Origin of the sequence: Roseivivax sp. THAF197b, assembly GCF_009363255.1 — a bacterium.
In the GTDB taxonomy this organism is placed as follows: Bacteria; Pseudomonadota; Alphaproteobacteria; order Rhodobacterales; family Rhodobacteraceae; genus Roseivivax.
This window is the reverse complement of record NZ_CP045318.1, coordinates 2,619,431-2,638,897: the sequence shown is the minus strand read 5'-3', so window position 1 is coordinate 2,638,897 and position 19,467 is coordinate 2,619,431. Positions and strand designations below refer to the sequence as shown.

Sequence of the window (19,467 nt, the reverse complement as noted above, 5' to 3'; positions counted from 1 at the left end):
GCGCTCAGGGCTTAGTTGACGACGACCCGGTAGGCGTTGCGGGTCATCTCGCCACTCGGCAGAGCGGCTTCGAGATTCCAGCGCACGGCGGTGACCGCATCGGCAGGAAGGGGTTCGGTACGCGCCGTGCCATCGGTTTCGATCACGGTGCGCGAGGCGGGCAGGGTGGACCATTCGAGGCCGGGCGTTTCGGGGTCCATCTCGGCCTGGACTTCGAAGGCGGCAGGCACCGACGAGGTCTCTTCACCAAGGATCACGGTCACGCCTGCGGGCACGGGGAGTGCCACGCTGAGGCCGTCGATGCTGTCTTCGGTGCCGTTGGAATGGATGATCTCGAATTCGATCGTCTCGCCCGGGCGCACGCTGTCGCGCTCAATCAGGGTCTCGGTTCCGTCATCTGCCTTGGCAACGATGCGGTAGGCCATTTCGCTGGTCAGCGTCTCGGCATGGGCTTGCGCACCCACGAGCGAGAGACACACAGCCGAGGCCACCGATAGCAGGGTCGGAAGGGTCTGGGTCTTCATGTTGGTTCCTTTCAAGGCTGCCCATGGGCAGAGTTCGGGGGCTCCACAGGATCGGCCTTGCGGACGCGTTCTGCGGTGAAAGGAATGTGCCCGTGCAAGGCCTGACCGGGCAGTCGTGTAGCCGGATAGTGGCGCGTGCTTCTGGATGCTTCGCGGGCGATTGCGATGCTCCCGATATACTTTCGAGACTCTTGACGCGCGAAAGGTGTACCGCGCGCACACCTCTTTCGCCGACACCCAGCTCAGCTGGCGGCCATTCAGGAATTTGCGTCAGAATCGGTGGAAAGGAGAGGGGCGCTTCAATCCTTTGGATTTGGAGAGCTGCACCTTTTGTCGCGCGCCCCGCAAAAGGGAGGAGACGCGCCATTCGATCAATACGCTCTTATCCTTCTTTTGCGCGTATTCTCAATCTTTCGAATTCGAAATAAGCGGAATTGATATCCGATACCGACTTCCGTGCTCTTTCTCGATCTATTCGGTCCAGCGAAACTTCCACACTGAGAGGGTCGCCGTTCTTTTCCTATTCCGGCTATTCGTTTCGCAATCTTCATAAATAGCGCCATTCCGGTCGAATTGTTCCTGACCCGAACGCCATTCGGGACGCCTCAATTCACCAGGAGCGCAAAATGAAAACTGCCAATTTCTTTGATGCCGGGCCCGCGCAATCCGTGCCGGTACGTCGAATTGCCCAAACATGCAATTCCATTCACCTCGGATCGGGCGAGGTGGCGTCATGGTAAGTCTTGCTGCTCCCCAGGCACTCGATGCCACTTTCACTGACGCGCATTTCGGAGGAAACATCCTCGCGTCGCGGGACGAGCTTTCCGATGATACGGGCTTTGCCGATCTGGTCGATGACCTCGGGGTCACGTCGCTTCGGTATCCGGGCGGCTCGCTGACCGAAAACTACTTCGACATCACCAACCCCGACGCGGAACTGGTGGTCAAGGAAGACGGCGAGGAATGCAGCTTCATCGCCCTGTCGGACTTCATGTCCTTTGCCGAGGCGGAGGGTCTGTCAGCGGTCATCGTGCTGCCCACGCGCAACTTCTTTTCAGACGAGACCGACGAAAACGGCGACCGCTACGTGGATCTCGACGAGGCGGCGCTGCGCGGCTTCGTCAATGACGTGGTCAGCGGCGTCTATGGTGACGCAACCATCGACGCCTTCGAGATCGGCAACGAATACTGGGGCTCGGGCGAGATGTCCTCGGTCGAATATGGCCGTCTCGCCGCCGAGATGACGCGCATCATCGATGACGAGTTGCAGGGCATGGCCGACACGCATCCCGAGGCCGAAGAGATCGATCTGATCGTGCAGTCCGGCTACAATTACAATTATGCCTCGCTGACCAACGACTACGCGGAATACGAGACCGCCGAAGAGGTCGTGGACGCGCTCAACGAAGACTACGGAACCGATTTCGACGACGGCATCATCGGCTCCTCTGGCTCCGTGAACTGGACGCTGGTGGCCAACGAACTCATCCTCGACGCGTTCGAGACGGAAGAATCGAAAGAGGCCGTCGATGGTGTGGTCACACATCTTTATTCCAAGGGCAGCGTGAACCCTTCGAACCGCACCTTCCAGCTCGACATGGTCGAACAGACCTGGGGTGAGGAGTTCGACGAGATCGACGTCTACGTCACCGAATGGAACCAGGCGGGCAATTCCGGCCATTATGATCGCGAAGAAGATTACGGCCTGTTTCAGTCCCATGAAATGCTGAACACGCTTGAGGAAATGGTCTTCATGGGTGTCGATCAGGCGCAGGTCTGGCCGCTTCTTCAGAACACCGCCAACACGCTTTGCGAGGGCTTCACCTATGATGAGCTGACCACGCCCGGCGAGATGTTCTCGATGATGGCCGACAGCCTTCCGGGCAAGACCCTCCTCGATTTCGACGACAGCAGCCGCGAGACCGAGGCCGTGGGCGAAAACGCCGATGTGCACGGCTATTACGGCGAGGACGAGGTGGTCTTTTTCATCGCCTCGATCAGCGATCGGACCTCGATCGAAGAGATCGACATGTCAGAGATGTTCACCGATATTTCGTCCGCCACCATCAACATTCTGGGCGTCGCCGAGGGGCAATCACCGGGCGATAACAGCTCGGACGCGGTGGTCACCGAGATCCCGCTCGCGGAGGCGGTGCAGGACGGCATTTTGGTGGCGGAACTCAAGCCCGGCGAGATCATGCATGTGGTGATCGACGGCTTCGAGCCGACGGAGGATTTCGCGGCTGTCATGCGCGAGGTGGACGCCGATCCGCAGAATGTGGTGCCGCCTGCGATGGAGGCGGAAGAAGAGGTGGAGGTCATCACCCCCGCGCAAGCGCAAGCCGAACCCCAGATCACCGCCAGCGATGTCGACGCGCTGATCTCAGCGAGCGCGCCGTCCACTCAGGCCAGCGACGACGAAGACGACGAGGAAGACGACGGGGATGACAGCGGCGGCGGTGGCGGTGGCGGCGATGGGGGCGGCATGGGCGATATGAGCTTCGTGCTTCTGCTTCCGCTTCTGGCGCTCTTCGGGTTGGGCTGAAGCGCAGCACCGCTCGGCATGGCAGGACACGGAGGGGCGGCTGCGGCCGCCCTGTTCTTGTTCGCGACCGGCGTCGCGCGCGTGTCTCTTGAAAGGCTCGTCGAAAATAAAAGAGGACGCCTGATTGGCGTCCTGTCTTTAGCGCAGCAATAGGTTTTGTTTCAGCTCAACGTATAGACCAGCAGGGCTTGCGCGATAAAGCTTGTGGCCAAGGCCAGGCAAATCATCGTCAGGGTCGAGCATTTCCCCTGGTAGGTCTTTGCGCATTCTTTTGCGCGGGTCGTTTCCAATTTGCTTTCGTATTCCATTCTTGGCTGGATGCGGGAAATATGATCGCTGACCTGGTCGATTTCCTCGAACATGCTGTTTGGAGAAAAGGAATGATACGGCGGACGCATCGTGGGGATAAAGTCGAAATGCGACGCATGTTTCATGTTGTCGTCCTCCGCTCAGGACCGCCTGTTCGGAGATCCGTTTTTCAGAATGTCTTTTGCAAGAAGGTGATATGCCTTTTCACAGGAATGACATTAATTGACCGGGAAAGAGACGCGAAGTCTGCCGAAGGGGACTCTGCCGGTCCGGAGGGTCATTCCGGATGCTCGATCGTATAGTCGGTGTTTGCGACTGGTCGGCTGCGCAGGCGCAAATGGCCTCTCGATGGCGTATTAAGATCGCCAATTCGCCTGTTGTGCTGAACTTAAGGTCTGGCGGCAGAATCGACCGGCCTCGAATTCCGGTGCCTTGGCAGTCAGGCGGCCAATGACCCGCCACCGATCCTGCCTGATTGCGCTCTCATTGCCGCGATGCAGTGCGGAGCGCGGCGATTTCCGCGATAAATGCACAACATATCTGCGCAGATTCCGGTTTTGTGCGCTGGTCCTCGGGGCAATCGCGCTATCTTTTGACCTCTCGGCTCCTGGTTCGAATTCAAGAAAGCCCCTCATGCTGCGCGCCATTCTCCGTATCGGTCTTCCTCTCGGGCAATGCCTTGCACTCCTCGCCCTCTTGAGCTTGCCGCAAGACGCACAGGCGCAAGGCGGCCCGGCCAGCGTCGCCACGGAAGAGGTTACGATGCGCACCATGTCGGAGACCGTGTCGGTCTTCGGCGAGGTCGTCTCCGGCAGGCAGAGCGCGGTCGCGGCACGGGTGGCCGGTATCGTCACCGGAATGCCGCTTAGCGTCGGCGACCGGGTCTCGGAAGGCGCGATCCTGGCGCAGCTCGATACGGAATTCCTGGAGATCGACCGCGATCTCGCCCGCGCCGAGATCGAAATTGCCGAAGCGGGTGTCACTGTGGCCTCCGCTCAGCGCGACCGCGCCGAGAAGGCCTTGCGCAGGGCAGAGGCGCTGGCGGCGAATTCCACCATCGCGCAGGCCCAGTTCGACGAACGCTCGGGCGATTACAACGCGGCGCTTGGGGCGGAGCAACAGGCGCGGGCACGGATTCAGGCGGCGGAAACGGCGCTGGCCCAGGCCGAATACCGGCTGGAGAACGCGACGATCTTCGCGCCCTTCGATGCCGTCCTGCTGGAGGTGACCGCGCAGAAGGGCGAATATATCGGTGCGGGCGCGCAGGTCGCGACATTGCTCGATCTCGGCGCGACAGAGGTGGAGGCCAACGTGCCCGCGCGCTTCGTCCCGGCCCTGCGCGACGATCAACCGGTCGAGGCGCGTACGGATGCAGGCGGCGCGCTCGATCTGAGGCTCCGGGCCATCCTGCCCACCGAATTTGCCGCGACCCGTACGCGACCAGTGCGCTTTGCCATCACCAGCACCGAGCGCGATGTCGCAGTAGGACAGTCGGTAACGCTCGACGTGCCGATCTCCGCCCCGCGCGAAGTCATCGTCGTGCCGAAAGACGCGCTGGTCCAGGGCCGCGACGGGTGGAGCGTGTTCATCAACGCAGACGGCAAGGCCCAGCCGCGCACTGTCGAGATCGGGGCCGCGCTCGACGGCGGGTTCGAGGTGATCTCGGGGCTCGCGCCGGGCGACGAGGTTGTGGTGCGCGGCAACGAACGGCTGCGTCCGGGCCAGGATATCGCGCCTGCCAATGGCGGCAGCGCGCCCGGTGGCAATCAGGCCGGCGCATCTGCGCCCGCGCCGGACACGGCCGATGCCGAGGATGCCGCCACCCCACCGAGCCCCGACGCGGCAGAAGGTGGTGAGACGCCCGACAATGCCGACGGGCAGGGCTGAGCCATGGACCTGATCCGCGCCGCCATCGACCGGCCCATCGCCGTTCTTGCCGTGGTCATCATGGCCGTCCTCTTCGGCGTGCTGGCTTTGACCCGGATCCCGGTGCAGCTGGCCCCTGACGTGCGCAAACCCATCGTGGTGGTGGAGACGAACTGGGCCGGTGCCGCCCCCGCCGAGGTCGAGCGCGAGATCATCAATCCGCAGGAAGACGCCTTCCGCGGCCTCGAAGGCCTCGAGATCATGACGAGCCGCGCCCGCACAGGCCGGGCAGAGGTGACGCTCGAATTCGCGGTTGGCTCCGATATGGGGGATATCCTGCTTCTGGTGTCCAACCGGCTCGACCGGGTGGGGGGCTATCCCTCCGAGGCCGGGGAGCCCACGCTCAACACCTCGGGCTCCGACGACAGTCCGATTGCCTGGGTCATGGTCCGCGCGACCGAGGCGACGGAGCGTCCGCTGCCGCAATATGGCGATTTCGTCGAGGACGTGATCAAGGAACGGATCGAACGGATCGACGGGGTCTCGACCGTGAACGCCTTCGGCGGCGTGGCGCGTGAATTGCAGATCGTCATTCAACCTGCGGAACTGGCCCGGTTCGGCCTGACCATTCCCGCCGTCGTGGCGCGCCTGAGGGCCGAGAATATCAGCCTTTCGGCGGGCGATGTCGACGAGGGCAAGCGCCGCTATGTGGTGCGCGCGGACGGCAATCTGAACACGGCGGAAGCCATCGAAAGCGTCGTTCTGCGCAGCGAAAGCCAGGGACGCAGCGGCGCGCTGGGGCGTGTGCGCGTGGCCGATGTGGCCGAGGTGGGCTTTGCCTACAAGGAGGGTACCGCGCGGCTGCGCTTCCGGGGGGAGCCTGCGCTGGCGTTCAACATCGTGCGCGAACAGGGCGCCAATGTCATCACCACCATGGCCGAGGTGAAGACCGTCCTGCGCGAACTCGAAGAGGGTCCCGTCGCGGCCCAGAACCTGCAGCTCGAACAGGTCTATGACGAGACGGTCTATATCGAGGGCGCCATCGACCTCGTCACGCAGAATATCTGGATCGGGGGGCTTCTGGCCGCCTCGATCCTGCTGATCTTCCTGCGCAGCCCGCGCGCCACGTTGGTCATCTCCATGGCGATCCCGGTTTCCATCGTGGCGACCTTCGTGGCGATGGCAGTGACGGGGCGCACGCTCAACGTCATCTCGCTGGCAGGCATCGCCTTCGCCGTGGGCATGATCGTCGACGCGGCCATCGTCGTGCTGGAGAACATCTTCCGCCTCCGGGAGGAGGGCAAATCCCGCCGCGAGGCCGCCTATATCGGCGCGAAACAGGTCTGGGGCGCGATCCTCGTCTCGGCCCTGACCACCGTGATGGTCTTCATCCCGATCCTCGTGATGCAGCTTGAGGCGGGGCAGCTTTTCCGGGATATCGCTGTTGCGATCTCCGTCTCGGTGCTGCTGTCGCTCGTCGTGGCGGTCACGGTGATCCCGGCCCTGTCGAGCCGCCTTCTGAAGGAGGGGCAGACCAAGACCTTCCCGCTGCCGGGGATCGATCATTTCGGGCGCGGATTTTCCTGGCTCATCATGGCTTATGTCCGCTTCACCGTGCGCTTTCGCGCGGCGGGCCTCGTCATGGTGGCGGCCATTGGCGGTGGCGCGCTGATCGCCGCATGGGCGTTCTTGCCGAAGCTCGAATACCTGCCCGAGGGCAACCGCAACCTCGTCTTCGGCCTGCTGATCCCGCCGCCGGGCTACAACCTCGACACGACCGAGACCATTGCCCAGCGGATCGAGGCGGTGGCCGAACCCATGTGGGAGGCGCGCCCCGCGACCGAAACGGAGGATGGCCGTCCCGCGCTCAGCTCGTTCTTCTTCGTGGCAACACCGGGCAATTCCTTCGTGGGTGCGGCGGCAGTCGATGGCAGCCGCGTGGCGGACGTGATCCCGATCCTGTCGCGCCCCATCTTTGCGGAGCCCGGCACGTTCGGTTTCATGACGCAACCATCGCTTTTCGGGCGCGGTGTGGGCGGCGGACGCACGATCGAGGTCAATGTCTCGGGCGATGAGCTTGAAGATATCCTGGCCGTGGCCGGGCAGGCGGCCGGTATCATCAGCCAGAAATTGCCGCGCTCCGAAGGGCACCAGTTCCGGCCCATTCCCGGCCTTGAGCTGGGCGCGCCGGAATTGCGACTGATCCCTGACCGTGTGCGTCTGGCCGATGCGGGCCTGTCGACACAGGATCTGGCCGCGACGGTCGACGCCTATAATGACGGGCTACGCGTGGCGGAGATCAATGTGGGCAATCGCCGTCTGGACCTGACGCTGAAGGGCGACGACACGATCCTCAGCGGGTTGCGGACGCAGGATGTGGGGGCCTTCCCGGTGGTTACACCCTCGGGACGGATCGTGCCCGCGTCGGAGCTCGCCGAGGTGCGCGTCACCGCCGGTCCGACGGAGATCCGGCATCTGGAGCGTCTGCGCACGGTCACGCTCGAAGTGCGGCCCTCGGATGCGCTGCCGCTTGAGGCGGCGGTCGAGCTTCTGCAATCGGACGTGATCGGCGTGCTCGAGGAACAGGGCCTGCCCCCCGGCGTGCGCCTGTCCGTGTCGGGCACGGCGGATCAGCTGTCGCAGACGTGGAACGCGATCCAGATCAACCTCGCCGTGGCGATGGTGATCGTCTTTCTGGTCATGGCCGTGCTGTTCGAATCGTTCGTTCTGCCGCTCGTTGTGATGATCTCCGTTCCAGTGGCGGCGGCAGGCGGGGTCGGCGGGCTGGCGGTGCTGAACCTGATCGGCACGCAGCCTTTGGACATGCTGACGCTTCTGGGCTTCGTCATCCTCGTGGGGATCGTGGTGAACAACGCGATCCTGATCGTTCACCAATCGCTCTATCATCTGCGCGAGGAGGGCATGGCCCCGGTCGACGCGATCGAGGAGGCGACGCGCAACCGTATCCGCCCGATCTTCATGTCGACGCTGACCTCGGTCTGCGGGATGCTGCCGCTGGTGCTGTTCCCCGGCGCAGGCTCCGAGCTTTATCGCGGGCTGGGCGCCGTCGTGGTGGGGGGCTTGTCGATGTCGGCATTCCTGACCCTGCTGACCGTGCCGCCGCTTCTGCGGCTCGTGCTGTCGGCGCGTCCGGTCGCCGATACGGCCCCGAGCCCGGTGGCCGCGGAATAAGCCTCACGAACCCAAGTCGCATGATGCTTTGTATGCAGATAGGGGGTTCGTACGCGATAATGTCTGGAAACGGTCATATTTTGCATGCAGAATGTCCCGCGAATGACAAAGCGTGACCCGATGCAAAGCCCGAATCCGCCCAAGATGAACGCCACCGAGCAGGCCTATCACGGTATCCGCAACGATATCCTGACCGGCCGCCTGAAGGAAGGGGAACGCCTGACCGAGACCCGCCTCTCGGACGATCTGGGCCTGAGCCGCACGCCCATTCGGGAAGCGATCGGGCGGCTCATCCTCGAAGGCTTCATCGAGCGGCAAAGCGGCTACACCACGCGGGTTGCGCATTTCCCCGAAGACGAGGCCGAACAGGTCTACGAGATCCGCCGCCTCGTCGAGTGCTATTCCGTCCAGCGCGCCGCGCGTCTTGCCACCGAGGAGGATATCGCCGCCCTGCGCCGGATCCACGCCGCGATGCAGGCCGATACGCCGCCCCGCGATCAGGCCGCCTATCAGCGTCTGACGGAGGCCAACGAGGAATTTCACCGCACCATCGTGGCGGCTGCGCGGTCTCCGCGCCTGACCGCGCTGATGACCACCGCGCTCGATGTCAGCATGGTCGTGCGGACCTATTCGATGTTCTCCGAAAAGGACCTGCGGCGCAGCCTCAACCACCATGCCGAGATCATCGACGCCATCGAGGCGCGCGCGCCGGACTGGGCCTCAAGCGTGATGTCGGCCCATCTGCTGGCCGGGGCCTCGCGTGTTGCAGCCCGGCTCAAGACCTCCGATGCGGGAGGCGACGCGGCCTGAGCCGCGCGCGCCCGCGCCTTTACGAACCCGAGCGTTTACGCGCCTGCGCGTTTCCGGCTCGCGTTCGCATCGGAGAACAGCCCGTCAAAGGTCTGACGCAACGCGTTTTTCTGCACCTTGCCCATCGTGTTGCGCGGCAATTCGGGCACCGTCACGTAATGCTTGGGGCGCTTGTAATTGGCCAGCCGCAACGCCACCTCGGCGCGGATCGCGATCAGGTCGGGCGCGGGCGCATCTTCTGCCACGAGAACCGCAACCACCCCTTCGCCGAAATCCGGGTGCGGCACGCCGATCACGGCGCTTTCCCGGATACCGGGCTGCGCGTCGAGCAATTGCTCCACCTCCTTGGGGTAGATGTTGTAGCCGCCCGAGATGATCAGATCCTTCTCGCGGCCCACGATGGTCACGTAGCCATCGTCATCGATGCGCCCCAGATCGCCGGTGATGAAGAACCCGTCGTCGCGCAACTCCTCGGCCGTCTTCTCGGGCATCTGCCAATAGCCCTTGAAGACGTTGGGGCCGCGCACCTCGATCATGCCGGTCTGGCCGCGTGGTGCTTCCTCGCCGCTTTTCTCGTCGATGATCCGGATCTCTGTGCCCGCGAGCGGGAAGCCCACCGTGCCCGCGCGGCGTTCGCCGTCATAGGGGTTCGAGGTGTTCATCCCCGTCTCGGTCATGCCGTAGCGTTCGAGAATGGCCTGACCGGTGCGGGCGCGGAAACGCTCATGCGTCTCGGCCAGGAGCGGCGCACTGCCCGAGGTGAACAGGCGCATATGCCCTGCCGCCTCGCGGGTGAAGCCGGGCGCGTCCAGAAGACGGGTATAGAAGGTCGGCACGCCCATCATCGTCGTGGCGCGCGGCAGGGCATCGAGCACCCCATCGACGGTGAAGCCCGGCAGCCAAATCATCGAGGCGCCCGCGATCATCACCACGTTGCAGGCAACGAAAAGGCCATGGGCATGGAAGATCGGCAGCGCGTGCAGCAGCACGTCCTCCCCGGTGAAGCGCCAGGTCTCTGTCAGGATCTGCGCATTGGACAAAAGGTTGCCCTGCGTGAGCATCGCCCCCTTGGAGCGGCCCGTCGTCCCGGAGGTATAGAGGAAACACGCGAGATCGTCGGTGTCACACTCCGCCACGTCGGTCATGGGCGACACGCCTTCCGCGGCCTCGACAAAGCTGCCCTGGCCTTTGTCATCCAGGGTCAGAAGGGCGGCGCCTGCCTTGTCGCAGACGGGCTGCAAGGCGGCTGCGGCGTCGGGGTCGGCCACCACGATCTTCGGCGTCGCATCACCCACGAAATACGCGATCTCGTCCGGCGTGTAGGCCGTGTTCAGCGGCAGGAAGATCACGCCCGCTTGCAGGCAGGCGAGATAGAGCGCGAAGGCCTCGGAAGATTTGGGGCATTGCATCGCCAGCCGGTCGCCCTTGTCCAATCCCCGCGCGCGCAGAAGTCCTGCAAACCGGGCGGCCAATGCGGCGATATCGGCATAGCTGCGCGTGGTGCCATCTGCGAGGTGCAGAAGCGGGGCCGCGCTGCCAGCGCGCTCTCCGATCAGCGTGTCGTAAAGCGGATTGGTCATCGGATTATCTCCCGGTTGGTCATGGCGCGGCCTGCAGCGTCACGGTCATGGCGATGGTGTCCTCGGGCGTGCGCGCCCAGAGATCGACGCCGGTCTCGGTCCGGCGGCCTTCCAGCGTGAAGGGGGCCGTTGCGAAAAGCGGCGCCATGGCGCGGATATCGAACGCGCCGAGGGTGCGGCCCGCCATGTGCGACAGGCCCAGTTGCACCAGCAATGTCGCGGTCAGCGGTCCATGCACGACAAGGCCCGGATAGCCTTCGACATCGCGGGTGTAATCTGCGTCGTAATGGATGCGGTGGCCGTAGAAGATCAGCGCGGAATAGCGAAAGAGCAGAACCGGATCGGGCGAGATCACCTGGCGGAACTCGGCATTGTCCGGCGCGGCTTTGCCCGGCGGCGGGGGGGCATCCGGGGCAGGGGGATCGCGATAGACGATGTTCTGCCTTTCGCGCAGGCGGTGGACCCCATCCACGCTGAAATCGTGATCCACGGTCACGAAACAGAGCCGCCCGGACCGGCCCTCTTTCTCTTCGATCGCGCGGATCGTGGAGACCTTTTTCGCAGCCTCGCCCAGGCGCAAGGGCGCGTCGATGCTGACCCGTCCGCCCGCCCACATGCGGCGCGGCAGACCGAAATCCGGAATGAAGCGGCCGAGGCGTTCATGCCCGTCGGCCCCGAGATCCGACGCCCGGATGCGCGGATTGAAATAGAGGTAATGCCAGAAGGGCGGCAGCGGATCGCCCGCCTCAAGGCTCACCGGCGCATCGAGCGTCAGCTGCATGAGCTGCGCCTGGCGCAGATCGAGCGTGTCACGCGCCTCCTCGGTGCGCCCGATGGCACTGTCCTGCGGCCCCCCGGACATGGTCATTTTCCCTGGAACACGGGCGGGCGCTTCTCGGCGAAGGCCTGCTGGCCCTCCTGGTAATCGGCGCTGTTGTAGCAGGTCTCGATCATCGCCGCGATGCGCGCGGGATCCTGGGTGGTCTCGGGCTTGGCGAGTTCCAGAAGGGCTGCCTTGGCGGCGCGGATCGTGAGCGGGGCATTCGCGGCCATGGTGGCCACGTAAGCCGCGCAATCGGCATCGAAGCTTGCCGGCGGGTAGACGAAATCGCAGATACCCCGGCTCAGCGCCTCGGCGGCCGGCACCTTGCGCCCGGTGAACAGAAGATCCGCCGTCACCGCATGGCCCAGCCTGCGATTGAGCGACGCGACCCCGTCAAACCCGTAGCCGAGGCCAAGCTTCGCCGGGGTGATCGCAAAGCGGGCATCCTCGCGCGCCATGCGCAGATCACAGCGCATCGCGATGCCCAGCCCGCCGCCCACGCAATAGCCTCGCACCAGCGCCAGCGTCGGCACCGGCAGCGCCTCGAGCAGGGCCTCTGCCCGCGCGACGGTTGCGTTATACGCCGCTGCCGCATAGGCGGAGCCACGCGTTTTGCCGAATTCGGAGATATCCGCACCCGCGACAAAGGCCTTCTCGCCCGCGCCTTCCAGGGTCACGACGCGCAAGCTGTCGTCTTCACCGAACTCTGCGCAGACATCGCCAAGCGCCTGCCACATGGCCATGCTCATCGCATTCAGCCGGGCGGGATTGTTGAAGACGATCTTCGCAACCCCGTCCTGCCGCGTTAGCTGCAGCTTGCCCTCCGCGAGGTCCCGCGTTTCGTTCATGTGCCCGTCCATTGTCCGCCTCCATCGAGATCAACCACGCACCCATTGAGGTATCCCGCATGCGGAGACAACAGCATGCAGGCCAAGGCCGCGACCTCTTCGGGCTGGGCGGGGCGGCCATAGGGGAAGCGGTCCGGTTCGACCATCTCGCGCCAGCGGCTCTCATCGCCATATTCGGCCTGCGCCTTGCGCTTCATGAAATCGGTCATCCGGTCGGTCAGCGTGGGCGACGGGTTGATGCCGAAGACCCGAAGACCTTGCCCCTGCGCCTCGGCGCCAAGCGCCTGTGTGAAGGCGATCAATGCGGCATTGGCCGCGGAGCCCGAGATATAGGCCGCCCGGTTCGCCCGTCCCGCCATACCGATGATGTTGAGGATCGTGCCCGTGCCGCGCTTGGCCATCGCGGGCTGCAGGATCTGGCACAGATGGATGTAGCCGAAGACCTTCAACTCCCAATCCTGCCGCCAATCGTTGATCGCGAGATCGCCGAGCTTGCCCGCCCGGATCGCGCCTGCATTGTTCACGAGGATATCCGGCGTGCCCGCGGCCTCGACCAGGGCCAGGCGCCCCGCATCGGTGCCGAGATCGGCCGCGACGACCTCCACCCGGCCCGGAGCCTCGGCTGACAGATCCGCCCGGGTCGCCGCCAGGATGTCCGCATCGCGCGCTGCCAGCGTCACATGCGCGCCTTCCGCCAGAAGGGCCGCCGCGATGGCGCGTCCGATCCCCTTGGAGCCGCCAGTGATCAGCGCTCGTTTGCCCGCCAGGTCAAGATCCATCGTCATCTCCGATGTAATACTGGATCTCGAAGAAGATGCAGCCCTCCGCCGAGGTGAAGGGCCCATGCTCCGTTCCGGGCGGGCGGCAGGCATAGGCGGGGGCGGTGAATTCCGTGCCGCCTTTTGCGTCCGCGTCGCAGCCATTCACGAGCCGACCCGAGATCAGGTACACCTCCTCCCAGTAATCGTGCAGGAAGACGTTCGGCGCGATCGTGCCCGGCTGAAACCGGATGAGCCGCGTGCGCACGCCCGTTTTCGCCGTCTCGTCGAGCGCGCCGGACAGCATCTTCTGCTCCACACCCGGCGCACCGCCGGGCACGGGCTCCCAGCCGCTATCGGGGTCGAGCACGTGGAAGGGAACGGCGGGCTTCAGATGCATCAGGCATACTCCGGTGCAGGGGAAAGGGCGGCGGTCAGCGCTTCTTTCAAGTGGGTCAGATCGGGCGCGTCGGGCAAATCGAGGAGCGCGTCCACGAGCGGGGAGGCCGCAGCCTCGGGCACGCTCCCATGGCGGATATTGGCGCGGAACTTCGTCACGATTTCCGCCTCCGACATCGGGTTCTCGGGATCGCCCCAGGCTTGCGGGCAGTCCGCAACCTGCACCGCGCCCTGAGCCCCGGTGACCGAGACGGATGCGCCATAATCGCGCGGGAAGGCCGCGTCACAGGCGGGATCGACATGCAAATGCACCTTCTCGCGCAGGGCCGCCACATCGGGGGCCGTGAGCACCGCGCCTTCGAAATCCGCAAGACCGGGCGCGCCGCGCAACAGCGATATGGCAGCCGTGTGCTGGAGGCTGAAGCGCGCCTCCCCCGGCGTTTCGGGCTCGGGGTTGTCGCAGAAATCGAGCGCGGCGCGATAGGTGTGAATGTCGATCCGCGCGATGGCTGAACTGTCGATGCGCGGGCGCAGGGACAGGAGGGCTGAAATCGCGGGATGGGTATGACGGCAGGCCGGGAAGGGCTTGACGCTCATCTCGGTCAGGGCCCAGGCCTCGCGCGCGGGCAGTGCGGTCAGATGGGCCAGATCCGCTCCGGGGTAGTAGCTTGCGAAGAAGCCCATCTTCCCGGTGAGGATCGCCCGTGGCCCGGCGAAACCCGCGCCGCCGAGCTCTGCTGCGAAGACGCCCGCCCGGGCGGCATGAGCTGTTGCGAGCTGTTTCGAGAAGCCGGGCTCCAACCGGCATTGCCAGATGCCCGCCGCCTGCATTCCGGCCTGTCCCAGCGCATCGGCCAGGGCGCTTTCATCCAGCCCCGATACCTCGCTCGCCGCCATGGCCGCGCCGAAAACCCCGCAGGTTCCGGAATTGTAGAAGGGCGTATAGCCGCCCGCCGCGGCGGCGGTGCCGATCCGTATGGCAATCTCGTATCCGCGCACGAGCGCGTCGAGAAGCGCGCGGCCCGTTACCGGACGCCTCAAGGCCGTGGCCAGCGCCGCCGCGCAGACCGTATCGCCGGGATGCAGGATGGAGGCCCGGTGCAGATCGTCCATTTCCAGCACGTTGCCCAAGGTCCCAAGGCACAAGGCCGCAGTTTGCGCATCCAGCCGCGTGGCCGACAGACCTGCGGTCAACAGATCATCAGACTCGGTCAGTACCGCGCGCGCCATGCGTTCCGCCGCCTCCGAGCGGCGCGCGGCAAGGATACAGCCCAGCCAATCGAGCAGGTGCAGCCGTGCTCGCGCCGCGACCTGTGCGGGAATGGGCCTGCGGCAGATCTCGATCAGCTGTGATTCGACTGATGGCGATTTTTTGGTCATTTCGCATACAAAAATGGGTTTATGAGCGTTACGTTCTGTCTTTTTCGTCCGCAGATCAAGGAAAATTCCAGTGTCATACTTCCTGAATGCCGCCCGTTATCTGCGACTATCCTCTTAAATTCAGCGATTTATTGAGATCGTCAGCTGTATACAGAAATATTTTGCCATATGATTTTTTTGTCGACATAATCTTTGCAGTGCTCGGCGGTGTCTTCAGCTGGAAATCCAGGGCTGCGCCATGTCCGGGCCGCGATCACGCGCCCAGGCCGACGGGAAGATCGGACGAGGCTCATTTGTCCGCCGCGTAACGGCAGACCCAACAGGAGTGACACAGATGAACCAAGCAGACTTCACCCGCCGACAGCTCATGGCCTTGATGGGCGCCGCGGCCGCCGCAGGCGCGGTCGGCATGCCGGCCCGCGCGCAGGAGGCGCTCAAGCTCTGGGCGCCGGGCATCGCCAAGGTCGGTGCGCAGGATTGGTCCGACATGGAAGGGCAGTCCGGGATCGGCATCAACGCCATCGCCAAATCCGCCCGCGCGGACGAGTCGATCCAGAAGATGGTCGTGGGCGATGGCAACGCGCTTTACGACGCCATGACCGACAATGGCGGCGGCATGGAGGATGCGCTGGCGAGCCAGGGCGCGATCGTCCCGCTCGATACCTCGAAGATCCCGAACTGGGCGAACATCCTGCCGAGCTACCAGGAGGGCGGCATGTCCGCCGACACGATCCGCTATGACGGGCAGGTCGTCGCGGTGCCCTATATCTCGAACGCCGACAGCCTTGCCTTCAACTACGGCGAGATCGGCGAGGAGCTGACTTCTTGGGAGGCGCTTTTCGACAGCCAGTTCCGCGGCCGTGCGGCCATGCAGAACGATTTCGGCCCGACGCTCACGAACACCGCGATCTACCTCAAGCAATCGGGCAAGGGCTCGATCGACAACCCGTCGGACATGTCCGAGGACGAGGTGCGCCAGACCTGCGAATTCCTCATCGACCTCAAGAAGAAGGGCCATTTCCGCACCTTCTGGGATGGTGTGCAAAACGGCGCAGACCTTCTGTCATCCGAAGAGGTGTTGGTCAGCTCGTGCTGGGAGGTCATCCAGATCTTCGCTGCCCGCAAGAACGGGCAGGACATCCGCTACGGCACCATGAAGGAAGGCCATCAGAGCTGGAACAACGTCGTCATGCTGACCCGCGGCGGACAGGAGCGCGGGATGGAGGAGGCCTTCTACAGCCTCGCCAACGTGTACCTCTCGCCCTGGTTCGGCGCGCAGACGCTCGCGGGCCTCGGCTTCACCCCGCAGATGGAGGGCGTGCAGCACTACGTGGATGCCAATCCCGACATGTTCGACGATGACACCAAGGCCATCATGGCCGAGCGGCTGGAGCGCAAGCAGGCCCGCCGCGCGGTCGCGGGCAATTCCTGGCAGAACGTCTTCCCCACGAACATTCGCGCCTACCAGGATTGGTGGGCTCGGGTGCAGGCGGCCTGATCGCCAATGGCCGAGCTGTCGAGCAGCAGCGCTGGCGGGCTCGCCCCCGCCAGCCGAACCCGGACCCCATGGCGCGAACGTCTCGCGCCATGGGCGTTCCGCGCGCCTCTCATCTTCATGGTTTTGTTCTTCGCCATCCCGATGGCGGCCACCGTGGTGTTCTCGGTCTTCGAACGCACGATGTTCTGGATGGAGCCGGGCTTCACGCTTTTCTCCTACGAGAACTTCTTCTTCTCCGCGCGGCTGACGAACTTCCTGAACTCGATGAAGTATTCGCTGATCTCGGTCGCGATCTGCTTCGTCTTCGGCTTTCCCATCGCGGTCTTCGTGCGCAAGTCGATCCCGCAGGTGGCGCAACACCGGGTGGTGCTGCTGTTCATCCTGCCGTTCATGGTCTCCGAGATCATCCGCGTTTTCGCCCTGCGCCCGGTCTTGCAGCGAAACGGGCTGGTGAACACGACGTTGATGGATCTCGGCATCATCGACGAGCCGATCACCGCGCTTCTCTACACCCATACCGGCGTCGTGATCGGCGAGGTGCTGTCCTTCCTGCCGTTCATCGTCTTCTCGGGCTTCCTCGCCATGGAGGCGGTGCCGAAATTCATCTTCGAGGTCTGTGACGATCTGGGCGTCGGCCCGTGGCGGCGCTTCAAGGATGTGATCCTGCCGCTCGCAGCGCCGGGTATCTTCGCAGGCTCGGTCTTCATCTTCGTCAACGGTCTGGGCGTGGCGCTTCTGCCGAATATCCTCGGCGGGGCCGGGGCGGTGAATGCGGGGCTGATTGCCACGCAGGCGATCACCGCGCTCGATTTTCCGCTCGCCATGGCTGTCAGCGCGATCATGATGGCCACGCTGATGACGCTGCTCTGGATCGGTCACAAACTCTTCGATCTGACCAAGATCCTGACCCCGCTGAGCTGAGGCGTTCCATGAACGATTATGACAATCCGTGGCTGCACAAGCTGAAATGGGCGTATCTGCTCTTCGTCGTGCTGACCCTGATGACGCCGGTGATGTACGTCATGTACGTTTCGTTCAACCAGAACGGCTTCGGGGCGAACGAATACGTCTTCACCTGGGAATGGTATGGGCTGATCTTCTCGGACGAGTTGCTGATCGGCGCGCTGCGCTGGACGCTGATGCTGGCGCTGGTGGTCACGGTAATCACCGTGCCGATGGCGCTTCTGGCGGCGAAATACTACAAGGCGGCCGATAACAAGCTCTTCCCGGTCTTCCTGCTGCTGGCCCCGCTTTTCGTGCCGCCGGATATCCTGGGCTCTGCGCTTCTGGTGTTCTTCAAGAACCTCAACATCGCCTTCATCTGGCTTGGCGATCAGATCGGCACCGGGATTTTCGACAGCTGGTTCCGCCTGTCCTTCCTGACCGCCACGATCGGGCTGATCATCTACACGATCCCCTACAGCTTCGTGGTGATCCTGATCACCATGGGCCGCTACCGCCCCGAACAGACCGAGGCCGCGCGGGCCTGCGGGGCCAATGGCTGGCGCGCCTTTTGGGATATCGAGTTTCCACAGATCCGCGCCGGGGTCTTTTCAGCCTGCGCATTCACGGTGATCCTCGTCTTCAACGAATACACCCGCACGAGCCTTCTGAAGGGCGGGTTCGACACCTTTACGACGGTGCTGATCAGCCAGATGCTGAATACCGGCATGTCGCCGCAAAGCTACGCCATGTCCGCCATGGTCAGTTTCGTCGCCATCGCCGTGATCGGCTCCATCATCCTTTTCACCATGATCCGCGCCGAGACGCTGAGCCGCGTTGCCCGCGCCAAATCCGAACCGGTGATGTCATGACCAACGGAACGAACGCCATGAATGACCAGACTGTCCCTGCCGTCGAGGTGCGCAACCTAGCCAAGCATTACGGCGATTTCGTCGCCCTGAAGGATGTGAACGTGACCATTGCTGCGGGCGAGTATTTCGTGCTGCTGGGTCCGTCCGGCGGTGGCAAGACGACGCTTCTGCGCACCATCGGCGGGTTTCACAAACCCACCAGGGGCGAGATCCTGCTGCATGGCAAATCCGTCGGGCATCTTCCGCCCGACAAGCGCCCGACCACCATGGTCTTTCAGGCCTACGCGCTATTCCCGCATATGACGGTCACGCAGAACGTGGGCTACGGGCTGAAGGTGGCGGGAATGCCAAAGGCACAGATCGCGGAGAAGGTGGATTACGCGCTCGAACAGGTGGGGCTGTCGCAATTCACCCACCGCAAGCCGCATGAGCTGTCGGGTGGTCAGCAGCAGCGGGTGCAGCTTGCCCGCGCCATCGTGCTCGACCGCGATATCCTGCTTCTGGACGAGCCGCTGGCGGCCCTCGACGCGCAGCTCCGCAAGGATATGTGCCTTGAGCTCAAGCACCTTCAGGAAAAGGTGGGCATCACCTTCATCCACGTCACCCACAACCAGGAAGAGGCGATGACCGTCGCGGACCGCATCGCGCTGATTGCCAATGGTGATCTGGTGGAGTTCGGCCGCGCGCGGGACATCTACCGTGCGCCCGAAAAGACCTTCACGGCAAGCTTCGTTGGCGAGAACAACATGCTGAAGGGCAAGGTGGCCGAAGCCAATGGCAGCGCGGTCACCGTGGATGTGGCGGGCTCCAAGCTAAAGGTCGACAAGCGCGGGCTCAGCGTCAGGGACGGGCAGGAGGTCAACCTCTCGATCCGGTCCGAATGCGTGGCGCTCGACCGGGTGAATGGGACGAACGCCCCCGCCGACGGGCTGTCGATCATCGGTTCGTACGACGAGAGCGTCTATCTGGGCCTCACGACCTCGCATATGGCGCGCCTTCCGGACGGGACGGAGATGGTCAGCCGTGTTATTGCCGATAGCAATGACAGCCTGCCCGAAGCTGGCGCACCCGTGCGCCTGTCCTGGAAGGCCTCCGATATCCGCCTGCACGTGGAGTAAGCC

The 19,467-nt window shown here is 63.9% G+C and carries 16 protein-coding genes; 8 read left to right on the top strand and 8 right to left on the bottom strand.

Annotated elements, in window-relative coordinates:
* Window positions 1–11 precede the first annotated feature (11 nt).
* Window positions 12–524, bottom strand: coding sequence for a hypothetical protein (locus FIV09_RS12705; protein WP_152450311.1), 513 nt, complete (start codon window positions 522–524; stop codon window positions 12–14).
* Between the two features lie 733 nt (window positions 525–1,257).
* Between FIV09_RS12705 and FIV09_RS12700 the strand changes: the two genes are divergently transcribed.
* A complete protein-coding gene (locus FIV09_RS12700) occupies window positions 1,258–3,069 on the top strand; it encodes a type I secretion protein (RefSeq protein WP_152450309.1) in 1,812 nt (603 codons plus the stop codon).
* A gap of 161 nt (window positions 3,070–3,230) precedes the next feature.
* Here the strand turns inward: FIV09_RS12700 and FIV09_RS12695 are convergent, their stop codons facing one another.
* Window positions 3,231–3,503 carry a hypothetical protein gene (locus FIV09_RS12695; protein WP_152450307.1) on the bottom strand — a complete coding sequence of 91 codons (273 nt, stop codon included), beginning with the start codon at window positions 3,501–3,503 and terminating at the stop codon, window positions 3,231–3,233.
* A 508-nt stretch (window positions 3,504–4,011) separates the two neighbouring features.
* Here FIV09_RS12695 and FIV09_RS12690 point away from each other — a divergent pair.
* The 3 genes from FIV09_RS12690 (at window position 4,012) to FIV09_RS12680 (ending at window position 9,246) form a co-directional block, all read left to right on the top strand.
* On the top strand, window positions 4,012–5,265 hold the full coding sequence (locus tag FIV09_RS12690) for an efflux RND transporter periplasmic adaptor subunit (protein ID WP_172975716.1): 1,254 nt from the start codon (window positions 4,012–4,014) through the stop codon (window positions 5,263–5,265).
* Between the two features lie 3 nt (window positions 5,266–5,268).
* Complete coding sequence (locus tag FIV09_RS12685; protein ID WP_152450304.1) at window positions 5,269–8,436, top strand: efflux RND transporter permease subunit; 3,168 nt, start codon at window positions 5,269–5,271, stop codon at window positions 8,434–8,436.
* Between the two features lie 120 nt (window positions 8,437–8,556).
* Complete coding sequence (locus tag FIV09_RS12680) at window positions 8,557–9,246, top strand: GntR family transcriptional regulator (protein WP_152450303.1); 690 nt, start codon at window positions 8,557–8,559, stop codon at window positions 9,244–9,246.
* A 35-nt stretch (window positions 9,247–9,281) separates the two neighbouring features.
* Here FIV09_RS12680 and FIV09_RS12675 read toward each other — a convergent pair whose 3' ends face one another.
* Genes FIV09_RS12675 through FIV09_RS12650 form a run of 6 tightly spaced genes read right to left on the bottom strand, consistent with a single transcriptional unit; the run spans window position 9,282 to window position 15,034 of the window.
* On the bottom strand, window positions 9,282–10,826 hold the full coding sequence (locus FIV09_RS12675) for a malonyl-CoA synthase (protein ID WP_152450302.1): 1,545 nt from the start codon (window positions 10,824–10,826) through the stop codon (window positions 9,282–9,284).
* A gap of 19 nt (window positions 10,827–10,845) precedes the next feature.
* Entirely contained in the window at window positions 10,846–11,688 is an 843-nt protein-coding gene (locus tag FIV09_RS12670; protein ID WP_152450301.1) for a MaoC family dehydratase N-terminal domain-containing protein, read from the bottom strand.
* Between the two features lie 2 nt (window positions 11,689–11,690).
* Window positions 11,691–12,497 (bottom strand): enoyl-CoA hydratase, encoded by an 807-nt coding sequence (locus tag FIV09_RS12665; RefSeq protein WP_172975715.1) that lies wholly within the window; start codon window positions 12,495–12,497, stop codon window positions 11,691–11,693.
* Complete coding sequence (locus FIV09_RS12660) at window positions 12,494–13,276, bottom strand: short-chain dehydrogenase/reductase (RefSeq protein ID WP_152450298.1); 783 nt, start codon at window positions 13,274–13,276, stop codon at window positions 12,494–12,496. The genes FIV09_RS12665 and FIV09_RS12660 overlap by 4 nt, the downstream gene beginning before the upstream one ends.
* Window positions 13,266–13,655 (bottom strand): cupin domain-containing protein, encoded by a 390-nt coding sequence (locus FIV09_RS12655; RefSeq protein ID WP_152450297.1) that lies wholly within the window; start codon window positions 13,653–13,655, stop codon window positions 13,266–13,268. The genes FIV09_RS12660 and FIV09_RS12655 overlap by 11 nt, the downstream gene beginning before the upstream one ends.
* Window positions 13,655–15,034: an MmgE/PrpD family protein gene (locus FIV09_RS12650; protein ID WP_152450296.1), complete on the bottom strand. Its 1,380-nt coding sequence runs from the start codon at window positions 15,032–15,034 to the stop codon at window positions 13,655–13,657. The genes FIV09_RS12655 and FIV09_RS12650 overlap by 1 nt, the downstream gene beginning before the upstream one ends.
* A 334-nt stretch (window positions 15,035–15,368) precedes the next feature.
* Between FIV09_RS12650 and FIV09_RS12645 the strand changes: the two genes are divergently transcribed.
* The 4 genes from FIV09_RS12645 to FIV09_RS12630 are packed head-to-tail and all read left to right on the top strand — an operon-like array spanning window position 15,369 to window position 19,464.
* On the top strand, window positions 15,369–16,532 hold the full coding sequence (locus FIV09_RS12645) for a PotD/PotF family extracellular solute-binding protein (RefSeq protein ID WP_152450295.1): 1,164 nt from the start codon (window positions 15,369–15,371) through the stop codon (window positions 16,530–16,532).
* Between the two features lie 6 nt (window positions 16,533–16,538).
* On the top strand, window positions 16,539–17,453 hold the full coding sequence (locus FIV09_RS12640; RefSeq protein WP_152450294.1) for an ABC transporter permease: 915 nt from the start codon (window positions 16,539–16,541) through the stop codon (window positions 17,451–17,453).
* Between the two features lie 8 nt (window positions 17,454–17,461).
* On the top strand, window positions 17,462–18,346 hold the full coding sequence (locus FIV09_RS12635; RefSeq protein WP_152450293.1) for an ABC transporter permease: 885 nt from the start codon (window positions 17,462–17,464) through the stop codon (window positions 18,344–18,346).
* A gap of 17 nt (window positions 18,347–18,363) precedes the next feature.
* A complete protein-coding gene (locus FIV09_RS12630; RefSeq protein WP_216646474.1) occupies window positions 18,364–19,464 on the top strand; it encodes an ABC transporter ATP-binding protein in 1,101 nt (366 codons plus the stop codon).
* Window positions 19,465–19,467: the final 3 nt, after the last annotated feature.

What these genes read in the sequence shown, in the direction of transcription:
- FIV09_RS12705 (WP_152450311.1), bottom strand. Translation starts at nt 524, where the DNA reads ATGAAGACCCAGACCCTTCCGACCCTGCTATCGGTGGCCTCGGCTGTG.
- FIV09_RS12700 (WP_152450309.1), top strand. Translation starts at nt 1,258, where the DNA reads ATGGTAAGTCTTGCTGCTCCCCAGGCACTCGATGCCACTTTCACTGAC.
- FIV09_RS12695 (WP_152450307.1), bottom strand. Translation starts at nt 3,503, where the DNA reads ATGAAACATGCGTCGCATTTCGACTTTATCCCCACGATGCGTCCGCCG.
- FIV09_RS12690 (WP_172975716.1), top strand. Translation starts at nt 4,012, where the DNA reads ATGCTGCGCGCCATTCTCCGTATCGGTCTTCCTCTCGGGCAATGCCTT.
- FIV09_RS12685 (WP_152450304.1), top strand. Translation starts at nt 5,269, where the DNA reads ATGGACCTGATCCGCGCCGCCATCGACCGGCCCATCGCCGTTCTTGCC.
- FIV09_RS12680 (WP_152450303.1), top strand. Translation starts at nt 8,557, where the DNA reads ATGCAAAGCCCGAATCCGCCCAAGATGAACGCCACCGAGCAGGCCTAT.
- FIV09_RS12675 (WP_152450302.1), bottom strand. Translation starts at nt 10,826, where the DNA reads ATGACCAATCCGCTTTACGACACGCTGATCGGAGAGCGCGCTGGCAGC.
- FIV09_RS12670 (WP_152450301.1), bottom strand. Translation starts at nt 11,688, where the DNA reads ATGTCCGGGGGGCCGCAGGACAGTGCCATCGGGCGCACCGAGGAGGCG.
- FIV09_RS12665 (WP_172975715.1), bottom strand. Translation starts at nt 12,497, where the DNA reads ATGAACGAAACGCGGGACCTCGCGGAGGGCAAGCTGCAGCTAACGCGG.
- FIV09_RS12660 (WP_152450298.1), bottom strand. Translation starts at nt 13,276, where the DNA reads ATGGATCTTGACCTGGCGGGCAAACGAGCGCTGATCACTGGCGGCTCC.
- FIV09_RS12655 (WP_152450297.1), bottom strand. Translation starts at nt 13,655, where the DNA reads ATGCATCTGAAGCCCGCCGTTCCCTTCCACGTGCTCGACCCCGATAGC.
- FIV09_RS12650 (WP_152450296.1), bottom strand. Translation starts at nt 15,034, where the DNA reads ATGACCAAAAAATCGCCATCAGTCGAATCACAGCTGATCGAGATCTGC.
- FIV09_RS12645 (WP_152450295.1), top strand. Translation starts at nt 15,369, where the DNA reads ATGAACCAAGCAGACTTCACCCGCCGACAGCTCATGGCCTTGATGGGC.
- FIV09_RS12640 (WP_152450294.1), top strand. Translation starts at nt 16,539, where the DNA reads ATGGCCGAGCTGTCGAGCAGCAGCGCTGGCGGGCTCGCCCCCGCCAGC.
- FIV09_RS12635 (WP_152450293.1), top strand. Translation starts at nt 17,462, where the DNA reads ATGAACGATTATGACAATCCGTGGCTGCACAAGCTGAAATGGGCGTAT.
- FIV09_RS12630 (WP_216646474.1), top strand. Translation starts at nt 18,364, where the DNA reads ATGAATGACCAGACTGTCCCTGCCGTCGAGGTGCGCAACCTAGCCAAG.